This is a genomic window from Leptospira brenneri, assembly GCF_002812125.1.
Classification (GTDB): domain Bacteria; phylum Spirochaetota; class Leptospiria; order Leptospirales; family Leptospiraceae; genus Leptospira_A; species Leptospira_A brenneri.
The window spans coordinates 449,020-465,460 of sequence record NZ_NPDQ01000002.1 but is presented as its reverse complement, the minus strand read 5'-3'; the positions used below and the strand labels follow the sequence as shown (position 1 = coordinate 465,460).

Sequence of the window (16,441 nt, the reverse complement as noted above, 5' to 3'; positions counted from 1 at the left end):
TACTTTTTGCGTATCTTACTTGCTCCTATGGAAGGACTTCTTGATTTTCGATTGCGAGATATTCTAACGCAAGTTGGTGGGTATGATGAATGTGTCAGCGAATTCATTCGTGTGAATGACACATTGCTTCCTTCGCATCGATTCTACAGATATGTTCCTGAGTTATATGAAGGTTGCCGAACCAAATCAGGAGTTCCCGTAAAGGTCCAACTTCTGGGTTCGGATCCAAATTGTATGGCAGAAAACGCAAGTAAGGTGGCATCCCTAGGCGCCTACGGAATTGACATTAATTTTGGATGTCCGGCTCCCACAGTGAATAGAAATCGTGGTGGAGCAGCCCTTCTCAAAGAACCTGATCTTATGTTTACGATTGTGAAAACAATTCGTAGTGCCGTTCCCAAAACAATTCCTGTGACTGCTAAGATGCGACTCGGATACGAATCCACCGAACAAGCGCTTGTTTGTGCCAAAGCCCTAGAAGAAGGTGGGGCCGAAGAAATTGTTGTCCATGCCAGAACCAAAACGGATGGATACAAACCACCTGCATATTGGGATTGGATTCACAAAATTCGCTCTGTAGTAGAAGTTCCCGTTGTGGCCAATGGAGAAATTTGGACTGTAGAAGACGCCAAAAGATGTAGAGAAGTTTCAGGTTGCACAGACATTATGATTGGACGCGGAGCTGTTGCAAATCCAATGCTTGCTCTTTTGATTCGAGGAAATAAAAATCAAAATCTGGCTTGGGAAGAAATCAAAGGAATTTTATTTCAGTACTGGCGAAATCTAGAACCATCCATGGAAACAAAAAGTCGAATCGGAAGAATTAAACAATGGTTACACTATCTTTCGCTTCAGTATCCCGAAGCGAAAGAAGAATTTGAAACCGTAAAACGGTTCACAAACCTAGAAACTTTTGAAAAATACCTTGGTTCTACCTCTCCAACTTTAGCAGTATAAAAAACTTTCTTCGCTAAAGTTAGAGAGTCCACTCTCCCAAAGATTTCTTTAAAAGAATCTGGATATTTTTTTCTTTAAAAACCAACAAGATTCTTTACACTGTTCATTATGTTCGATTCGTTTTCTAATTCTGAAATCCTTTCCGGTATGATCACACCTGCGGTTCTTGTTTCTGCCTGCGCTAGTTTGATATTTTCTACAGCCAATCGACTGGGACGAATTTTTGATCGTGTGAATCTTTTAAAGTCCGAAGTGGAACTTCTTCTAGAAGGCAAACGAGGTTTGCAAAAGGAAAGAATGGTTTACCTTCGAAAACAACTTTCGGTTCAAAAAAAACGGGCCGTCCTCATCCAACGTTCTATGGCTTTTTTGTATTTGGCCACTTCTCTCTTTGTAATTTCTAGTTTGTCCCTTGCCATCACTCTTGCTTTTGCCAAAGATCTGTCTTGGATTCCTACAGTTGTCGCAATATCCGGCGGAATTTGTTTGTTTCTCGCCAGTGCCCTTTTATTTTATGAAAGCAGATACAACCTAACATTCATTAACAGCCAAATTGAGTTCACTGAATTTTTGGAAAGAGAAGTGCAGGAGAAGAAAAGTTAAAAATTCTTTTCTAGGAACAAAGCCCAAAGGGAATTTTTTGGATTCTCCTTTGGGCGCCTCGAATCCGTTAGTTGACTAGAAGGGATTCGAAAACCAGGAAATTCCTTTGATTTCTTTATGTAATAATGATAAATAAATCTAAAGGTTTTGTTTGGAAATATCTTCTAAAAACTGTTCCAAACATCGATTGGTCGCTTTGTCAGCTGCATGTACTTGTCTTAAGCGTCCACTGAACTGTTCAGAACCCGTCGCTATTTCGTCAGCCGAGTAAGAATTAGAAAAAATCTCCTTTTTATCTTTTAATAAAATAAAAGTTAAAGAGAGTTTATGCCTGGCGTTGAATCCACCAAATTCTTGAATTTCCTCTTTTTCGTTATTAAGAACGCGAAGTTGGACATCACCATTAAAATTAACGATGGATTTAAATAAATCCGACTCGATCAGACCTTTTCGGAGAATTGCTCGCATCGCGATTTGAGAATATTCTTTATTATATTTATCGAGTGTGGTGTTCGGTTCGATAACTTCTATTGAGAAATTGAATTTCCCTTCTTTGAAATTTTTATACTTCAGAGGCTGAAGTTCAGCACAAGAAACGAAATTCAATAGTGCCAAAATAGATAAAACTATAAATTTCATTTGATGATTCCTTTTGATTTCCATTGATTCATAGCGTTAAACAAAATATTTCTAACTGTATTTTTTTCTACAACTGGGGTAAAGAAAAAAGGCGAAACTGGAATCAGTATCCACCCGGCATAATGTTTAGTATTAACTTTTTCTTGGTTTGTTGCTAAAAGTTTGTTTTTTGTATCATATATGGAAATTTTTATATTACGATCTAAATCAATACTCAAAGGGAACAACAGAACAGTTAAACCAGAAAGGAATGCTAAAACCATAGAACTTTTTTCATTTACATCGGATTCATAATACATAACATAATCATGAGCCTGATTTTCATCTGTCACAATATTCTGAAATAAATTTGTATCCTTCAGGGTATCGACCATATTTTCTTTTAAAATTGGTAGGTGTTGATACGTTTTGCTGTATTTCCCATTTAGTAAGTAATCACCATAGTATTTTAACAAAATAGTTTTCTTTTCTGTAAATTCAGGATTTGGCGTATTTGCCAATGATGGATTTTCATACTTCACAAAGGAAATGCAATTAAGTAATATTCCTAAACAAAAAGCTGAAACAAATATGACCCATTTGTTGGGGGGTTTTTCTTTCAAATTCATGGACAAAATTAAAAATTAAACATTCGTTAGGTCAAACATTTTTCGAAGTATACTAAATTTTAACTTAAAAAAATTAATGTTTTAATGAATTCTAAAATACTAAATTTTTGTAGTATATAAACTTTCCCATTCGTGGGTCTGTATCCGTTTTTCTTTTTTCCCAAATAGTTTAAATTTTTGAACTCCATCGTTTTTACTAAAAAAACAGCACACTCAATCAACAAAAAGATTTCTCACTGAATCCGACCCAATCCCGCACCAGGATCCGGAGGGCTTGGTCGAAAGAGGCGGTAAGCCTCTGAAGACGGGAGCGAACGCGAACCCCGAAGAGAGCCCGCCCGGGTGCCCAAAGCATAAACTATGAACTTATCGAAATTAAAATCGGGGATTTTGGGAAGTGGCGTGCCGTAGAAAGCAGGTCATGATAAAGGAGAACCATTGGGTGGCGGGTCTAGTTCCCCTCCCTCATTCAGGGCGGGGAGATTGTACCCACACCCCAACCCCCTCCGACCCTCTTTTGTAACAAATCTGACAAAAAAAAACGATTTTCGGGGTACCTCGCATTTCTACAAAGGTAAGTAAAAACTTAGATTCGGAAATTCCTTCATGAGAGAAATCAAAACTGTCACGATTTTAGGTGCCAACGGAGCCATGGGTTCTGGAAGTGCGGGCGTCATTGCTGCCTTCGGTGGTGCTAAAGTCTATATGCTCGCTAGAGATGTTGAAAAAGCAAAACAGGGTATCGAAGCCGCTGTCGCATCCGTAAAAACGGATACAATCCGCGCAAGAATGATCCCCGGTTCCTACGATGCGGATCTGGAAAAAGCTGTCGCAGAGTCAGATTGGGTATTCGAACTCGTGGCGGAAAGTTACGAAGTCAAAGAACCGATCAATACTCGTATTGCAAAAGCACGTCGCCCCGGAACCATCGTATCCACTGTGTCTTCTGGACTTTCCATCGGTCGTTTGGCAAAAGCTTACGATGAAGATGGTCAAAAACATTACTACGGAACGCATTTTTTTAACCCTCCTTATAAAATGATCCTTTGTGAACTCGTAACTCACTCCGGAAATGATAAAAAAGTCACACAAGCGTTAGGTGAATACCTAGACAAAGTTCTAGGCCGTGCTGTTGTTTATACAAATGACACTCCTGCTTTTGCTGGAAACCGCATTGGATTTCAGTTAATGAACGAAGTAGCACACTTTGCAGAAAAATATGCTGACAAAGGTGGGATTGCCCTCCTCGACGAAATCATGTCTGGTTACACTGGTCGCGCTATGGGACCACTCGCCACTGCTGACTTCGTGGGACTTGATGTTCACAAAGCCATCGTAGACAATATCTACGACAATACAAAAGACGAAGCTCACGAAACTTTCAAACTACCTGGTTACTTCCAAAAGTTAATCGATGCTGGTAAACTCGGTATGAAATCTGGTGGTGGTCTTACTAAAGTTGTGAAACACGCTGACGGAAAACGTGAGAAGTTTGTTTACAATATCAAAACGGGTGAGTACGATCCGTATCCAAAATTTGATATTCCTTTTATCAAAGAAGCTCGCCAAAAAATCAAAGACTCCGACTACAAAGGTGCGATGGATGTAGTAAAAAAAGCAAGTGGCGTTGAAGCTGACATTGCTCGTTATTTCATTTCACGTTACATTAGTTACTCGCTCTCTCTCGTGGGAGAAGTGGTTGATACTAAAGAAAACACTGATGGCGCTATGGGTTTCGGTTTTAACTGGGTTCCTGCTTCTGCTTTCGTTGATTTCCTTGGTGGACCAAAAGAAACAATTAAGTTAATGGAAGCGTCTAAAATACCAGTTCCAAAACTTTTAAAAGATGCAAAAGAAGGCAAAAAGTTCTACGAACTTGGCGACAAACTTGATGCAAGGTCTCTCTTCAAAGGTTAATTAGGAGTATCATATGAGTGAAAAAGTATTCGTATTAGGCGGAGAACAAACCGACTTCCAAAGAAACTGGACCAAAGAAGGAAAAACCTTCATGTCCATGATGCGTGAAGTTTTAGATGATGCTCTTGAAAAAGTTGGCATCAGTTATGATGAAATCAAACGATTGAACAAAGAAAACCGAGTGGCTGTTTTTGTTGGTAACTTCGATGCAGAACAGTATGCCAACCAAGGTCACTTGGGCGCTTTCCTTACAGAAGTAAACCCTGCTCTTTTTGGAGTTCCTGGTGCTCGTTACGAAGCAGCTTGTGCTTCTGGTTCCGTTGCCCTTGACGCTGCCATCACACATATCCGTGCCGAAGATTACGATTTAGCGATCGTTCTTGGTGTAGAAGTGATGAAAACAGTTTCTTCTTCTGTAGGTGGTGACTTTCTTGGAACAGCTGCTTACTACGACAAAGAAGCAAAAGGTGTTCAATTTCCTTTCCCTAAACTTTTCGGAAAACTAGCAGATGTGATCCTCGAACGTTACGAACTCAAAGAAGAACGTTTTATGGATGCTCTTGCTGAAATTTCTCGTATCAACTACGCAAACGCAAAACGTAACCCAAAAGCGCAAACTCGTACATGGTTCATGAACAAAGAACATGCTATGGCTCGTGGTGGTGACAACAATATGGCTGTGGGTGGAAGACTTTGTATCACTGACTGTTCTCAAGTAACAGACGGTGCTGCTGTCACTATCCTTGCTTCCAAAGATTACACAAAAGAATACGCGAAGAAAACTGGCCGTAAAGTTGACGATATTCCTCGAGTAAAAGGTTGGGGACACCGAGTGGCTCCTATCACTTTCGAAGCAAAAAAGAACGAATCCGTTGGGGACAAATACATCCTTCCATGGACTCGCCAAACAGTGAAAGATGCTTACAAACGTGCTGACTTAGATGTAAAAAACATTGATGTGTTTGAAACACATGACTGTTTCACTTCTTCTGAATATGCTGCGATTTCTGCGTTTGGAATTTCTGAACCAGGAAAAGAACATATCGCAATCGAAGAAGGAACCATTGACTTTGGTGGCAAAAAACCAATCAATCCATCCGGTGGACTGATCGGTGTGGGTCACCCAGTAGGTGCTTCTGGAGTTCGTATGATGCTCGACCTCTACAAACAAGTCACAAACACAGCTGGTGATTACCAAGTAAAAGGTGCTAAAAATGGCCTTATGCTTAACATCGGTGGATCTGCGACTACGAACTTCGTGTTCATCTTAGGGAAGTAGATTTTGAGTTCGCTGAATACAGAAAAATGGAATCGGATTTTAGTCCGGTTCCTTCTGGCCTTTTCATTTTGGGAAGCAGTTTCCATCCCCCTCAGGATGTTGTTTTTTTCAAAGTTCTACTTTGATCCAAACTTGAGAAACCTTTTCATTCCCATAACAGATGTTTTCTGGCTTGGTCCTGTGTTCAGTGACTTAGTATTTACTCTTTCCTTCGGTTTGTTATACAGTTTAACGAAAGAATCTTTACCCCAAGGTCTTGTTGGTGGGTTTCTTTTAGGAATTTTAGTTTCCGTGATCGGATTTGTCTCACCTATGTTATGGACACTTTCTCTTACAAACTTTGCTCCGACTGTCCTTGTTTGGGTTTGGGTAGCGTATTACGCGATCTTTACAACAGTCACAGCAGTGATCTATTCAATAGGTTGGAATTCAGAAGACTAAGCATTTCCGAGCCGATCGATCATCCTGACCACAGAAAACCTAAGGAATCTCTCCTTGGGTTTTTTTATTGGTTCTTAAGTTACAAATCCTTTTCTGAATCCATTCACGATTCCGCAAACAATAGACAGGGACTTTCTTTCCATTCTTCTTCCTTAATCTTTAAAACTGAAATCGAATGGCAACAGAATCCAATCTGTCCGCCACTTGTGCCAAATTGGCGATGGATCCTTCAATCGCAGCAATCGTTTGTTTTTGTTCGTTTGCAGCAGCGGACAACTCTTCCACAATCGAAGAAGTATGGACCAGTTGAGTTTGGATCTTTTCTATATTCCCTAGAACACTCCCGGACATCGATTCCGTTCCCTCTGTAGACCCATGAATTTTTTCAGCGCTCACTTTGGTTTCTTCTGCATTCTTTAAAATTTTATCCATTTCTACTTGAACGGTTTCAAATTCCAAAGAACCAGTTTCCACTTCTGTAAGTCCATCTTGGATATCAGTCACTGTTTGCAGAATCTTCGTTGTCAGTTCGGCGATAAAACTTGAAATTTCTTTCACGGATTTATTTGATTGTTCTGCAAGTTTTCCCACTTCTCCTGCAACCACTGCAAAACCTTTTCCAGCCTCTCCTGCTCTTGCAGATTCAATGGATGCATTTAAGGAAAGTAAGTTGGTCTTTTCTGAAATAGCTGCAATCGTTTCAGTAATTTTTCGGATGGCCTTGGTTTTTTCTCCCAATTCTTTGATGGTCTCCGAAGTTTTAAAAATTTGATTTTTGGCCTTTAGAAACTGCGCAATTGCTTTGTCAGAGCGATCTTTCCCTATCAGAGAAAACTGATACGCTTCTGTGGATTCGAGTTGTACTGTATTGGATTCCGATCGTATATTTGTAATGAGATGGTTCAGTGAATCCATTTGATGAAAGATGTTTTCCGAACTTTCACGAGTCACATTACTAGAATCTGCTAACGTAAACATGGCATTGGAGAGTTCTTGAAATGCTTTATGGATATGTTCCACTGCATAAGTAAGGCCTCCAATCTGTGATTTTACAATTTCAGCATTTCCGATTAGTTGAGAGATCATCCCACGAAATTCTACCTGAGTTTTTCGGATCAAAATAAGAAGATCTGCACACTCTCCTACTTTTTCCAAATCTACATCAAACTTAAGTTTTCCCCGAATTAAATTTTCGAGATATCTTTTTGCGTGATTGTAAGCATTGGAATTAGTAGTAATCTTCCAATACCCGATTGCAGACAAAATGAAAAATAATCCAAAACCCATTCCATAAAACAAAGGACTTGAAAAAAAAGAAAAACTTGGATTTGAATCTTTTGAAAACAAAACTAACAAAATTCCACTAACAATCGTTTGTGTAATGAAAATCATCCGAGTCGATAACTTAGTCAATAAACCATTTTTCTTTGGTTTATATTTTCCAGAGTTGATTGTATTATATAATTCTTCTGCATTACGAATCTGGTTTCTTGTTGCTTTGGTTCGCACCGACATATAACCCACATGTTTTCCATCTTCATAGATGGGAGACACATTCGCATCGACCCAATAATAATCTCCCGATTTAGCGCGGTTTTTGACAACACCCACCCAAGAGTTTTCGGCCTTGATGGTATCCCATAAATCTTGGAAGGCAAGCTTAGGCATATCGGGATGACGGATGAGATTATGTGGTTCCCCTACCAGTTCCTCTTCTGAGTATCCACTGATTCGCATAAAATCTTCATTCACATAAGTGATGATTCCCTTTAGATCCGTTTTTGAAGTGATCGTTGTCTCTTCCGAAAATTCGATTTCTTTGTCTGTAACGGGCAGATTCTTGCGCATTCTTTCGTTATCACACGAAACCTAGAATCATCCAAGAACAAATTAGAATATTTCCAACCAAAGACCAAAAGTCATAATTTAGAATTCTCTCAAAGAAGTGGGACTTGGCTTGACATTGTATTCGTTTTGTCATAAGTTCTCTCGGGATTCAAGACCCAGAATTTGAGAAACCTATATTCGATGGATCAGGCAAAAACGTGAAACGAGAAACTCTCTTTTGGGATCTAACCCTAAAACTCGAAGCGTTTACCCATACGGTTCCTGTTCCCTTCGCGGTGTATTATGCCATCATCACTCAAAAAATGGAACCAGAACATTGGCAGATCTTCATTGCCCTTTGTTTGTTTTTTGCAACTGGGATTGGTCTACTGGGTACTTTTGTTCGATTCCTCCTTCTTAAATATGTCTATGCAAAAATTGAAAGGATACCCATTCCATCTTCAGGGATTTCTTCTTTGTCCCAAGAAGAAATCGATTATGCCAAGTCTGTCAAAATACTTCTTTTTCGATATCCCTTACTCGAAGCCATCATCATCGTAATACGTTGGTTATCTGGCGTAATCCCAATCAGTTTACTATTTTTTCATTTAGTGACTTATATGCCTTCCGTTGTCCGTTCTGCGATTTTTACGTTTCTAATGATCGCGCCAATTTCATTTGTGACTTATTATTTTATTTCAGAAAGTTGTATCCGTCGTTTATTTGATGTACCACAAATTAAAAATATAGAACTGCAAGAAAAAGACATTCCTAAGTTTAATTATTTCAAAAGAATTCTCGTTGCCTTTTTTAGTTTGGCGGCCCTTCCCTTTGTTATTTTTTCCTATATTCTCTATTCTCTCTCCATGGGAGAAATTGCAGTCGAAGAACCAATGATTCCAATTGTCACAGTTTCATTTATATTTATCGTTCCCTTGATTGTCTGTTCGTACGTGGTAGCCAAGTCCGTGAATGAAGGTTTAAACGAAACAAGTCGATCTTTAGGTGAACTTGCAAAAGGTAATTTTGATGTAATCGTCACAGCAAAGTCGAGCGATGATTTTGCTAAACAAGCTCTGTACCTCAACTCTGTGATTTCAAAACTAAAAGAGATGTATGAAGAGATTAAAAACCTAAACGAAGGATTGGAAGAAAAGGTTACCTTAAGAACCAATGAACTCAAGTTATCCTTACAAGACATTAGTAAACTAAAAATCCAACAAGATGGAGACTATTTTCTCACCTATCAGCTACTCAGTCCTCTTGCGGTCAAAAATGTATCTTCGAAACAGCTGGAAGTAGATCACTTAGTCCGACAAAAAAAAGTTTTCGAATATAAAGACAGAAGGTATGACATCGGAGGTGATATCAACATTTCTCATTCGATTACTTTACAAAAAAGAAAGTTTTTGCTTTTTGTAAATGCTGATGCGATGGGTAAGTCCATGCAAGGTGCTGGTGGTGCTCTTGTTTTTGGGGCTGTTTTTCAATCAATTGTCCAAAGGACAAAAACAGATCCTAACTACGAACAAATCAGACCTGAAGACTGGCTAAAATCTAGCCTTCAAGAAATGCATATGATCTTTGAAGCCTTTGATGGCACTATGCTTGTTTCTCTCACCATGGGTCTTTTAGAAGAGGATACCGGTAAGTTGTATTTTTTAAATGCAGAACACCCTCCCATCGTATTGTATAGAGAAGGGAAAGCAGAATACTTACAGGCAGATGTTTCCTACAGAAAACTCGGAACTTTGGGAGCAACACCCATCCAAAACATAAAAGAATTCCAACTCGAATCGGAAGATGTTCTCATCATTGGTTCCGATGGAAAGGACGACTTACTCCATTTAGATGAAACCGGCAAATGGGAAATCAATTCCGATGAACAGATGTTTTTAAAACTAGTCGAATCCACTCATGGCAATCTACTTGCTATCTCCAAACAAATTGAGTCCCTAGGACAGGTCATCGATGATATTTCTTTGATACGAATCTGCTATTTACCAACAAAAAACTCTGAAACCAAAACTTAAGTCGAGAAAAGGATACAAATTTCTGATCCCAGACTCACCCCATCCCCCGTCCAATACTTGAGTCCAGGGATGAACCAAACCAAATTAAAACTGCCCATAAAATTGGGATATGGGTCTGCAGAAACTGGCATAACAGCTGTTCAACTTTTTACACAAATTTATTTGCTAAAATTCTATACAGAGATTGTAGGATTGAACTCAAGTTTGGCAGGGATTGCCCTTGCCATTTCTGTCATTTGGGACGCAATCAGCGATCCTTTGATGGGAAGAATTTCTGACCACACCCATTCAAGATGGGGACGACGTAGACCCTACATTCTCCTTGGTGGAATTCTCTTATCAATCGCAGTTTTACTTCTATTTTCCCCTCCTCACCTTACCACTCAGTTTGGTAAGTTCGCCTATCTTTTGTCTGTATATCTTTTTGTAAATACAGCCATGACCATCATCTCGGTCCCACACATTGCTTTAGGTGGTGAACTTAGTTTTGAAAGGAATGAAAGGACATCCATTTTTGGATGGAGGTTGTTTTTTAGCAATATTGGAATGTTAGTGGGAATGATTGTACCGGCAGCCATATTACAATCTTTAGGTGATGAATCAAACCAAAACAATATCATCAGTTCTCGGATCATTGCCGGTGAAATTGTATCTTTCTTAATTTTACTTTCTTCTGTAATCAGTTTTTTAGTCACCCGAGGGAAAGACAATACAAGTGAAAAACCCAAAGAGGCATTACCTTTTTTTTCTTCTTTTGCCTCTGTATTAAAAAACAAAATGTTTTTAGTTTTACTCTTTGCCTTCGTCACCGCTGCCATCGGAAGGACATTCAACTCAGCCATTGCACTCTACTACTACGAGTATAGATTGGGGCTCAAAGAATCATTAGTTGTCATCAATATCCTACTTCCTTTTTTTCTAGTTCTCATCCTTTCGATTGGGTTTTGGGTTTGGATCGCCAAAAGAATTGGAAAAAAGATCCCCGCTTTTTTCGGAGTTTTTGGTTTAGGGGTTCTAACGGTGATCGCCTATCCACTTTTTCCTTATGGAGAACTAAGACCGCCGCTCATCGTTGCCTTTGTGGGTGGGATTTGTGCAGGTTCCATTCTCATCATGGACTCCCTCCTAACAGATGTTGTCGATTACGATGAATTGAAAACCGGAGAAAAAAGAGAAGGATTGTATTTTGGAATCTGGAAGATGGGAGTGAAGTTTTCCCAAGCCTTTGGAATTGCTCTCACAGGTTTTTTACTGGATATCATCGGATTTCAAAATGGGGCCACCGTCCAGTCCCCTGAAGTGGGATTTCGACTTGCAATGATTTTTGGCCCGGGAGTTGGATTCTTTTTTATTTTAGGTTCCCTTCTCTTTTTATTTTTTCCTCTAACCGACGAAAAACACATCCAAGTCCAAAGAATCTTATTGAAACGGAATACAAAAAGAAACAATGTATAAGGAAGAATTATTTATATGAAATCAGGCCGCAAAGTACAGTTCATTGCTTTTTTATTAATTTACTTCATCGTTCCTTTTTGTGCCTGTTTGTTCACATTGATTTTTGCGAACTATACAGCTTCGGCTTTTTTACCAACAAAGTTTCTCGGCCTCTTTGAAGCTACACAAGTCACAAAAGATATAACACTTGGTATTTTCACTTGGGCTCCTTTTCCCATCATCACTCTCATTTTGTTTGTGTACAGTCTACCCATTGCGAAATTTCTTTTTTCTTCCAAAGGTTGTAACTTTATCTCTGAAGAAAGAGCTCGTCACAGGATTGTTCATTCACCACTCACTATTAGTTTATTAGGATTTATTGGTTGGGAAATCTCAAACTTTTTAAGTGTTTGTCGGATTGATAACCTGTTTCCAGAAGCACCCCACCAAAGTATCATTACCGTTTCCATTTTGTTTGCATTTTGGGGATTATTTGCTTTTGCTTTTTCTTATGCCACAACAACATACTTAAACAAACTTCTTATCATCCCTTCTGTATTTCCAGAAGGGGGACTTGGTAAATACGCCCATGGAAAACAATTTTCCATCGTCACAAAACAATTTATTTTTTGGGCCGCATCCACACTTTTCCCAATTGTATTACTCATCTTTGGAATTTTACTACGAACCAACCAAAGTATTTTAAACCTCCACGACCTCGTTCACAATGATGTTCTCTTTGAAGTCATTGCCATCATGCTCTTTTTCTCATTTGCCTTTGCTATGTCGTTTGCATCCAGTTTACAACATCCACTCAACCAAATCGAAAAAGCCACAGAACTCATCAAAGAACAAAAGTTTGATACAAGGGTAAAAATCTTTAGTTCTGATGAATTGGGTTTACTTGGGGATGCAGTGAATGAGATGGCAGAAGGGCTTGCCGAAAGAGAAAGAATCAAAGATACCTTTGGCCGGATCGTAGATCCGAGAGTTAGGGACTATCTTTTGTCCAACGAACATAGTTTAGGTGGCAAAGTTGTAGAAGCCTCTATTTTGTTTTCAGACCTCAGAGACTTTACTACTCTTTCAGAAAAAAGAAAACCAGAAGAAGTACTGTATATTCTCAACCGTTACTTTCAAGAAATGAGTAATGCCATCGAAATGCATGGTGGCTTTATTAACAAATTCATTGGGGATGCCATCCTTGCGGTATTTGGAACTCCCATGCCGATGAATGACCATGCCGAACGTGCGTTTGCAACGGCCTTAGAGATGCAAAAAAACCTGGATGCCTTAAATACAAAATTTTTGTCAGAGGGACTTACGGAACTCAAGATGGGAATTGGAATCCACACAGGAAGCCTTCTTGTAGGAAATATCGGTTCCGCAAATCGTATGGAATTTACGGTCATTGGAGATACGGTCAATACTGCTTCACGAGTGGAAGGACTTTGTAAGGGGTTAAAGAAAAACCTCCTCCTCACAGAAAATACTTCCCTACTTTTACCAGAAGAGATCAGATCCAAACTCCAATCGGAAGGTGAATATGAATTAAAAGGTAGGGAGACCAAAGAGAAGATTTATTCCTATTCTTTAGGTGAATAAAATGGTTGAAGAGGATTCAAAAACAATCCAAAATGGAATTGGAATGAAGATAACGTTTGGTTTGGTATTTTTTAGTTTCTTGTTTGTTTCCTGTAACGAGATCAAACTAGTCAACACTCAGGACATCTTAGATCTTCTGGAAGGAGATGGGACACAAGGGGGATATTCCTCTTCAGATTCTTCTGACTCTTCTTCTAGATCATCCACTAACACCGGCAATTCGAACAATTTAAATCACTACGGACTGACGGATCGAGCCACCGGAACCAACACCTACGGTTCCACGGGTACCACAGTGGGAAACCCGCTCGGATATTAATTTTTTCCGCTATTTGATAAATTCAAAAAAATCGTCCATCATCGGTCGAAAACAAGACCTGATGGTGATTTTTGCTACCTTCTCATTTTTTGGTCCATAATTCAAAACAATGTCGTTCGGATCACGAATGAAGGAGAAAATTTTGTTCACTTGCATCTCGGCATGACCATCTCGAATTTTGACGATGTATTCGAATTCATGTTCATTGGCATCCACTTCCCCAATTCCATAGGGAACGTAACATTTAATGAGCCCAGTTCCTCGAAGTTCCCCAGTTTCTTGGTTTTCTAATTCTATTTTAGAAAGTTCTGGATCTAGTTTGTATTCCAACCATTGTTTTGCCTTTAGAAAACTTCGAGTTTTCTGGTAGGTTTTATGGTCCCGAGCGTCTTCCGTAGTTCTGAATTTAGAAGAAACAATCCAAAGTTTCAAACACATAGAGTTTTGAAATAAAAGGAAAAATGCAGATAATAAGATGATTCGTTTTGCCATCATTTCTATGCTTCCCTCTCGTCACCCGGCTCGCAAAACAAATCTTCACAAAGATGGAAAATTTTCTCTTTATTCGGGAGTACGGGGAAGCGCACTACATTCGGCGGCAATAAGGATGTGTTCTGGTTTGTTTTTTTGATCTTATGTCTCTTGGACTCGATTCTATCTCTCACCTTATTATTTTCGGAACTGCCCTCCCCCATTCTAGAGTGCTCAAATAAAAATTGGATTGAATTTGTCGGGGCATCACTTTCAATCTTGATCATGCCCGATTTTGATCGTATTGATCTTATGAATTATGCCATGTACGGAAATGATTTTGATCCCCAATGGGATGAGATCCGTGCATTTTTAAAAACGAATGTATCTGCTCAAAAAGAGTTGGAAGAGATTAAAAGAACCGTTCCCAGCCCTCATGTAGGAAAAAAACGTAGAGAAAATATAAATCCAAGTGATCCCAGGGAGTCCAATGGAGGCGGTGGAATGAGTCCCGAGCCACGGAACCAAATCGCAGACCCAGAGACCAAGTCTTGGTGGCAAAAAATCTTAGGAGAATGAAATGGAAAACACCGTAGACCAAATCAAAAAGAATGTTGAGAACATCAAAAAGTTTGTCACTCCGTTCTTTAATTTGGCAGTCAACACAACTGTCTACGGTTACCATAACATTGTACCCAATGGCAAACTCATCCTCACTTGCAATCATAGAAGTGATATGGATCCCTTTGTCATTGGATCGGTTTTTCCCCGGTTCATTTCCTGGATTGCTGCAGAGTACACGACGAGAATTCCTCTCTTCAAAGACTTAGTCGAAAAAACAGGAACCATTCCTATGGCCATCGATGGCAATATCTCCATGGCCAGTATCAAAAAGGTACAACAAGTGTTTAAGAATGGGGATGTTCTGGGAATCTTTCCAGAAGGCCATGACTATATGGTGCAAAACGATTTTTCCGCACCCCTAGCCAACTTCCATTCTGGATTTGCCGCCTTTAGCCTTCGGAACAAAGTGGATATCCTTCCTACTGTCATCATTCCTGACGAAGAAACAGTCACCGACTATCCCATTCCTCCACTAGTGCGCGCCTTTATGGGAATGCCCAAAGAGGTTTGTGATATCAAACGCAGAGTGGTTTACAAAAAAATCAATGTGGTATTTGGGGAAGTGATTAAGTATGAAAACTACGCCCACCTACCGCTTGACAAGGGTATGGTGGAAGTTTCTAACGAAACCAAACGCAGAATGGGTGAATTACAAAAAGTAGATTATTTAAAAAAATAATCGAAATTATCAGGTTTATCCGACTTCAAGTCTTGGAAGAAATCGGTAAACCTTCATTCGTTGGTAGTGATCAAGAAAAACGACTCAAAAACTCGTCTGTCGATTGTTTGACCGTTTCCTTAGGTTAAATTTCCACTTCTCCTGAGAATACTTCTTTAGCCGGTCCAGTCATCATCACAGATCCATTTTCTTTCCATTCCACATGGAGAGTCCCGCCACGTAGATCGATCTTTACCGATCGTCCGGTTTTTCCATTTAAGATAGAAGCAACTGTCACAGCACAAGCTCCTGTACCGCAGGCCAAGGTTTCCCCAGTTCCTCTCTCCCAAGTTCTTTGGTAAAGATGGTCTTTTCCTCTGACAGAGACAAATTCCACATTCACTCTTCTTGGAAATAAGGGATGGTTTTCAATGATTGGTCCAATTTCGCGAACCGGAAAGGCATCCGCATCATCTACATAAATCACACAATGAGGATTCCCCATACTAACGGCCGTAAAGTGATATTTCTTTCCTTGGACTTCAATCTCTTGGTTGATGACGGGTTCCTCTCCCGGCCAAACGATAGGCACAAGTGTTGGTTTAAGAATGGGTTCACCCATATCCACGGTAACCATTTCTACTTTGCCAGAGTTTCCGGTTTTTAAATCGAGAGTGAGGACACCCTTTCCTGTTTCGATTGTTGGTTTTTGGTTTTTAGTAAGGCCGTGGTCAAAAACAAATTTTCCAACACAACGAACTCCATTCCCACACATCTCGGAAGAACTTCCATCGGCATTGTACATATCCATTTGGAATTCGCCTGTTTTTGAATTACGAATAAAAATCACCCCATCACCGCCGATTCCAAAGTTACGATCGGATAGTTTTTGGATTTGTTCCGAACTTAAGCGAATATCGTTTTTAGTTGCGTCGATATACACATAGTCATTTCCAATTCCTTCCATTTTGGTGAAGTTGATTTTCATTGGTTCCTCTCTTGTCTCACCCCATGATTTTTTTGCCA

At 39.5% G+C, this 16,441-nt stretch carries 16 protein-coding genes; 11 read left to right on the top strand and 5 right to left on the bottom strand.

The genetic code is table 11. The features are described from left to right. Positions 1-6: 6 nt before the first annotated feature. The gene (locus tag CH361_RS05585) at positions 7-957 is read left to right on the top strand and encodes a tRNA dihydrouridine synthase (protein WP_100789831.1); all 951 of its coding nucleotides are present in this window, start codon (positions 7-9) and stop codon (positions 955-957) included. A gap of 108 nt (positions 958-1,065) precedes the next feature. Then, positions 1,066-1,560, top strand: a complete 495-nt coding sequence (locus CH361_RS05580; protein ID WP_100789830.1) for a DUF2721 domain-containing protein — start codon at positions 1,066-1,068, stop codon at positions 1,558-1,560. A gap of 138 nt (positions 1,561-1,698) precedes the next feature. Here CH361_RS05580 and CH361_RS05575 read toward each other — a convergent pair whose 3' ends face one another. Together CH361_RS05575 and CH361_RS05570 are read right to left on the bottom strand one after the other, a co-directional pair. After that, a complete protein-coding gene (locus CH361_RS05575) occupies positions 1,699-2,199 on the bottom strand; it encodes a hypothetical protein (RefSeq protein ID WP_100790037.1) in 501 nt (166 codons plus the stop codon). Further along, on the bottom strand, positions 2,196-2,807 hold the full coding sequence (locus CH361_RS05570) for a hypothetical protein (protein WP_100790038.1): 612 nt from the start codon (positions 2,805-2,807) through the stop codon (positions 2,196-2,198). The genes CH361_RS05575 and CH361_RS05570 overlap by 4 nt, the downstream gene beginning before the upstream one ends. Positions 2,808-3,413: 606 nt before the next feature. Here CH361_RS05570 and CH361_RS05565 point away from each other — a divergent pair. The 3 genes from CH361_RS05565 to CH361_RS05555 are packed head-to-tail and all read left to right on the top strand — an operon-like array spanning position 3,414 to position 6,444. Then, complete coding sequence (locus CH361_RS05565) at positions 3,414-4,724, top strand: 3-hydroxyacyl-CoA dehydrogenase family protein (protein ID WP_100789829.1); 1,311 nt, start codon at positions 3,414-3,416, stop codon at positions 4,722-4,724. Positions 4,725-4,737: 13 nt separating this feature from the next. Continuing rightward, on the top strand, positions 4,738-6,003 hold the full coding sequence (locus CH361_RS05560; RefSeq protein WP_100789828.1) for an acetyl-CoA acetyltransferase: 1,266 nt from the start codon (positions 4,738-4,740) through the stop codon (positions 6,001-6,003). 3 nt (positions 6,004-6,006) lie between these two features. After that, the gene (locus CH361_RS05555) at positions 6,007-6,444 is read left to right on the top strand and encodes a hypothetical protein (RefSeq protein ID WP_100789827.1); all 438 of its coding nucleotides are present in this window, start codon (positions 6,007-6,009) and stop codon (positions 6,442-6,444) included. Between the two features lie 159 nt (positions 6,445-6,603). On the opposite strand, the gene CH361_RS05550 is transcribed toward CH361_RS05555, so the two are convergent. Further along, positions 6,604-8,292 (bottom strand): methyl-accepting chemotaxis protein, encoded by a 1,689-nt coding sequence (locus CH361_RS05550; RefSeq protein ID WP_100789826.1) that lies wholly within the window; start codon positions 8,290-8,292, stop codon positions 6,604-6,606. Positions 8,293-8,489: 197 nt separating this feature from the next. Here CH361_RS05550 and CH361_RS05545 point away from each other — a divergent pair, with 197 nt between their 5' ends. From CH361_RS05545 to CH361_RS05530, 4 genes are all read left to right on the top strand, one after another. Further along, positions 8,490-10,304, top strand: coding sequence for a SpoIIE family protein phosphatase (locus CH361_RS05545; RefSeq protein ID WP_100789825.1), 1,815 nt, complete (start codon positions 8,490-8,492; stop codon positions 10,302-10,304). 69 nt (positions 10,305-10,373) lie between these two features. Next, positions 10,374-11,759 (top strand): MFS transporter, encoded by a 1,386-nt coding sequence (locus tag CH361_RS05540; RefSeq protein WP_100789824.1) that lies wholly within the window; start codon positions 10,374-10,376, stop codon positions 11,757-11,759. Positions 11,760-11,774: 15 nt separating this feature from the next. Then, positions 11,775-13,343: an adenylate/guanylate cyclase domain-containing protein gene (locus CH361_RS05535; RefSeq protein WP_100789823.1), complete on the top strand. Its 1,569-nt coding sequence runs from the start codon at positions 11,775-11,777 to the stop codon at positions 13,341-13,343. A 1-nt stretch (position 13,344) separates the two neighbouring features. Next, entirely contained in the window at positions 13,345-13,662 is a 318-nt protein-coding gene (locus CH361_RS05530) for a hypothetical protein (protein WP_100789822.1), read from the top strand. Positions 13,663-13,671: 9 nt separating this feature from the next. On the opposite strand, the gene CH361_RS05525 is transcribed toward CH361_RS05530, so the two are convergent. Beyond that, positions 13,672-14,157, bottom strand: a complete 486-nt coding sequence (locus CH361_RS05525; protein ID WP_100789821.1) for a DUF4468 domain-containing protein — start codon at positions 14,155-14,157, stop codon at positions 13,672-13,674. Between the two features lie 261 nt (positions 14,158-14,418). Between CH361_RS05525 and CH361_RS05520 the strand changes: the two genes are divergently transcribed. Both CH361_RS05520 and CH361_RS05515 read left to right on the top strand, forming a co-directional pair. Further along, entirely contained in the window at positions 14,419-14,712 is a 294-nt protein-coding gene (locus CH361_RS05520) for a hypothetical protein (protein WP_100790036.1), read from the top strand. A 22-nt stretch (positions 14,713-14,734) separates the two neighbouring features. Beyond that, positions 14,735-15,436, top strand: coding sequence for a lysophospholipid acyltransferase family protein (locus CH361_RS05515; protein WP_208729552.1), 702 nt, complete (start codon positions 14,735-14,737; stop codon positions 15,434-15,436). Between the two features lie 124 nt (positions 15,437-15,560). Here CH361_RS05515 and dapF read toward each other — a convergent pair whose 3' ends face one another. Continuing rightward, positions 15,561-16,403 carry a diaminopimelate epimerase gene (dapF, locus tag CH361_RS05510; protein WP_100790035.1) on the bottom strand — a complete coding sequence of 281 codons (843 nt, stop codon included), beginning with the start codon at positions 16,401-16,403 and terminating at the stop codon, positions 15,561-15,563. Positions 16,404-16,441 lie beyond the last annotated feature (38 nt).

Coding starts and splice junctions, on each gene's coding strand:
- CH361_RS05570 (WP_100790038.1), bottom strand. CDS start 2,807: ATGAATTTGAAAGAAAAACCCCCCAACAAATGGGTCATATTTGTTTCA.
- CH361_RS05565 (WP_100789829.1), top strand. CDS start 3,414: ATGAGAGAAATCAAAACTGTCACGATTTTAGGTGCCAACGGAGCCATG.
- CH361_RS05575 (WP_100790037.1), bottom strand. CDS start 2,199: ATGAAATTTATAGTTTTATCTATTTTGGCACTATTGAATTTCGTTTCT.
- CH361_RS05560 (WP_100789828.1), top strand. CDS start 4,738: ATGAGTGAAAAAGTATTCGTATTAGGCGGAGAACAAACCGACTTCCAA.
- CH361_RS05525 (WP_100789821.1), bottom strand. CDS start 14,157: ATGATGGCAAAACGAATCATCTTATTATCTGCATTTTTCCTTTTATTT.
- CH361_RS05530 (WP_100789822.1), top strand. CDS start 13,345: ATGGTTGAAGAGGATTCAAAAACAATCCAAAATGGAATTGGAATGAAG.
- CH361_RS05520 (WP_100790036.1), top strand. CDS start 14,419: ATGCCCGATTTTGATCGTATTGATCTTATGAATTATGCCATGTACGGA.
- CH361_RS05535 (WP_100789823.1), top strand. CDS start 11,775: ATGAAATCAGGCCGCAAAGTACAGTTCATTGCTTTTTTATTAATTTAC.
- CH361_RS05580 (WP_100789830.1), top strand. CDS start 1,066: ATGTTCGATTCGTTTTCTAATTCTGAAATCCTTTCCGGTATGATCACA.
- CH361_RS05540 (WP_100789824.1), top strand. CDS start 10,374: ATGAACCAAACCAAATTAAAACTGCCCATAAAATTGGGATATGGGTCT.
- CH361_RS05550 (WP_100789826.1), bottom strand. CDS start 8,292: ATGCGCAAGAATCTGCCCGTTACAGACAAAGAAATCGAATTTTCGGAA.
- dapF (WP_100790035.1), bottom strand. CDS start 16,403: ATGAAAATCAACTTCACCAAAATGGAAGGAATTGGAAATGACTATGTG.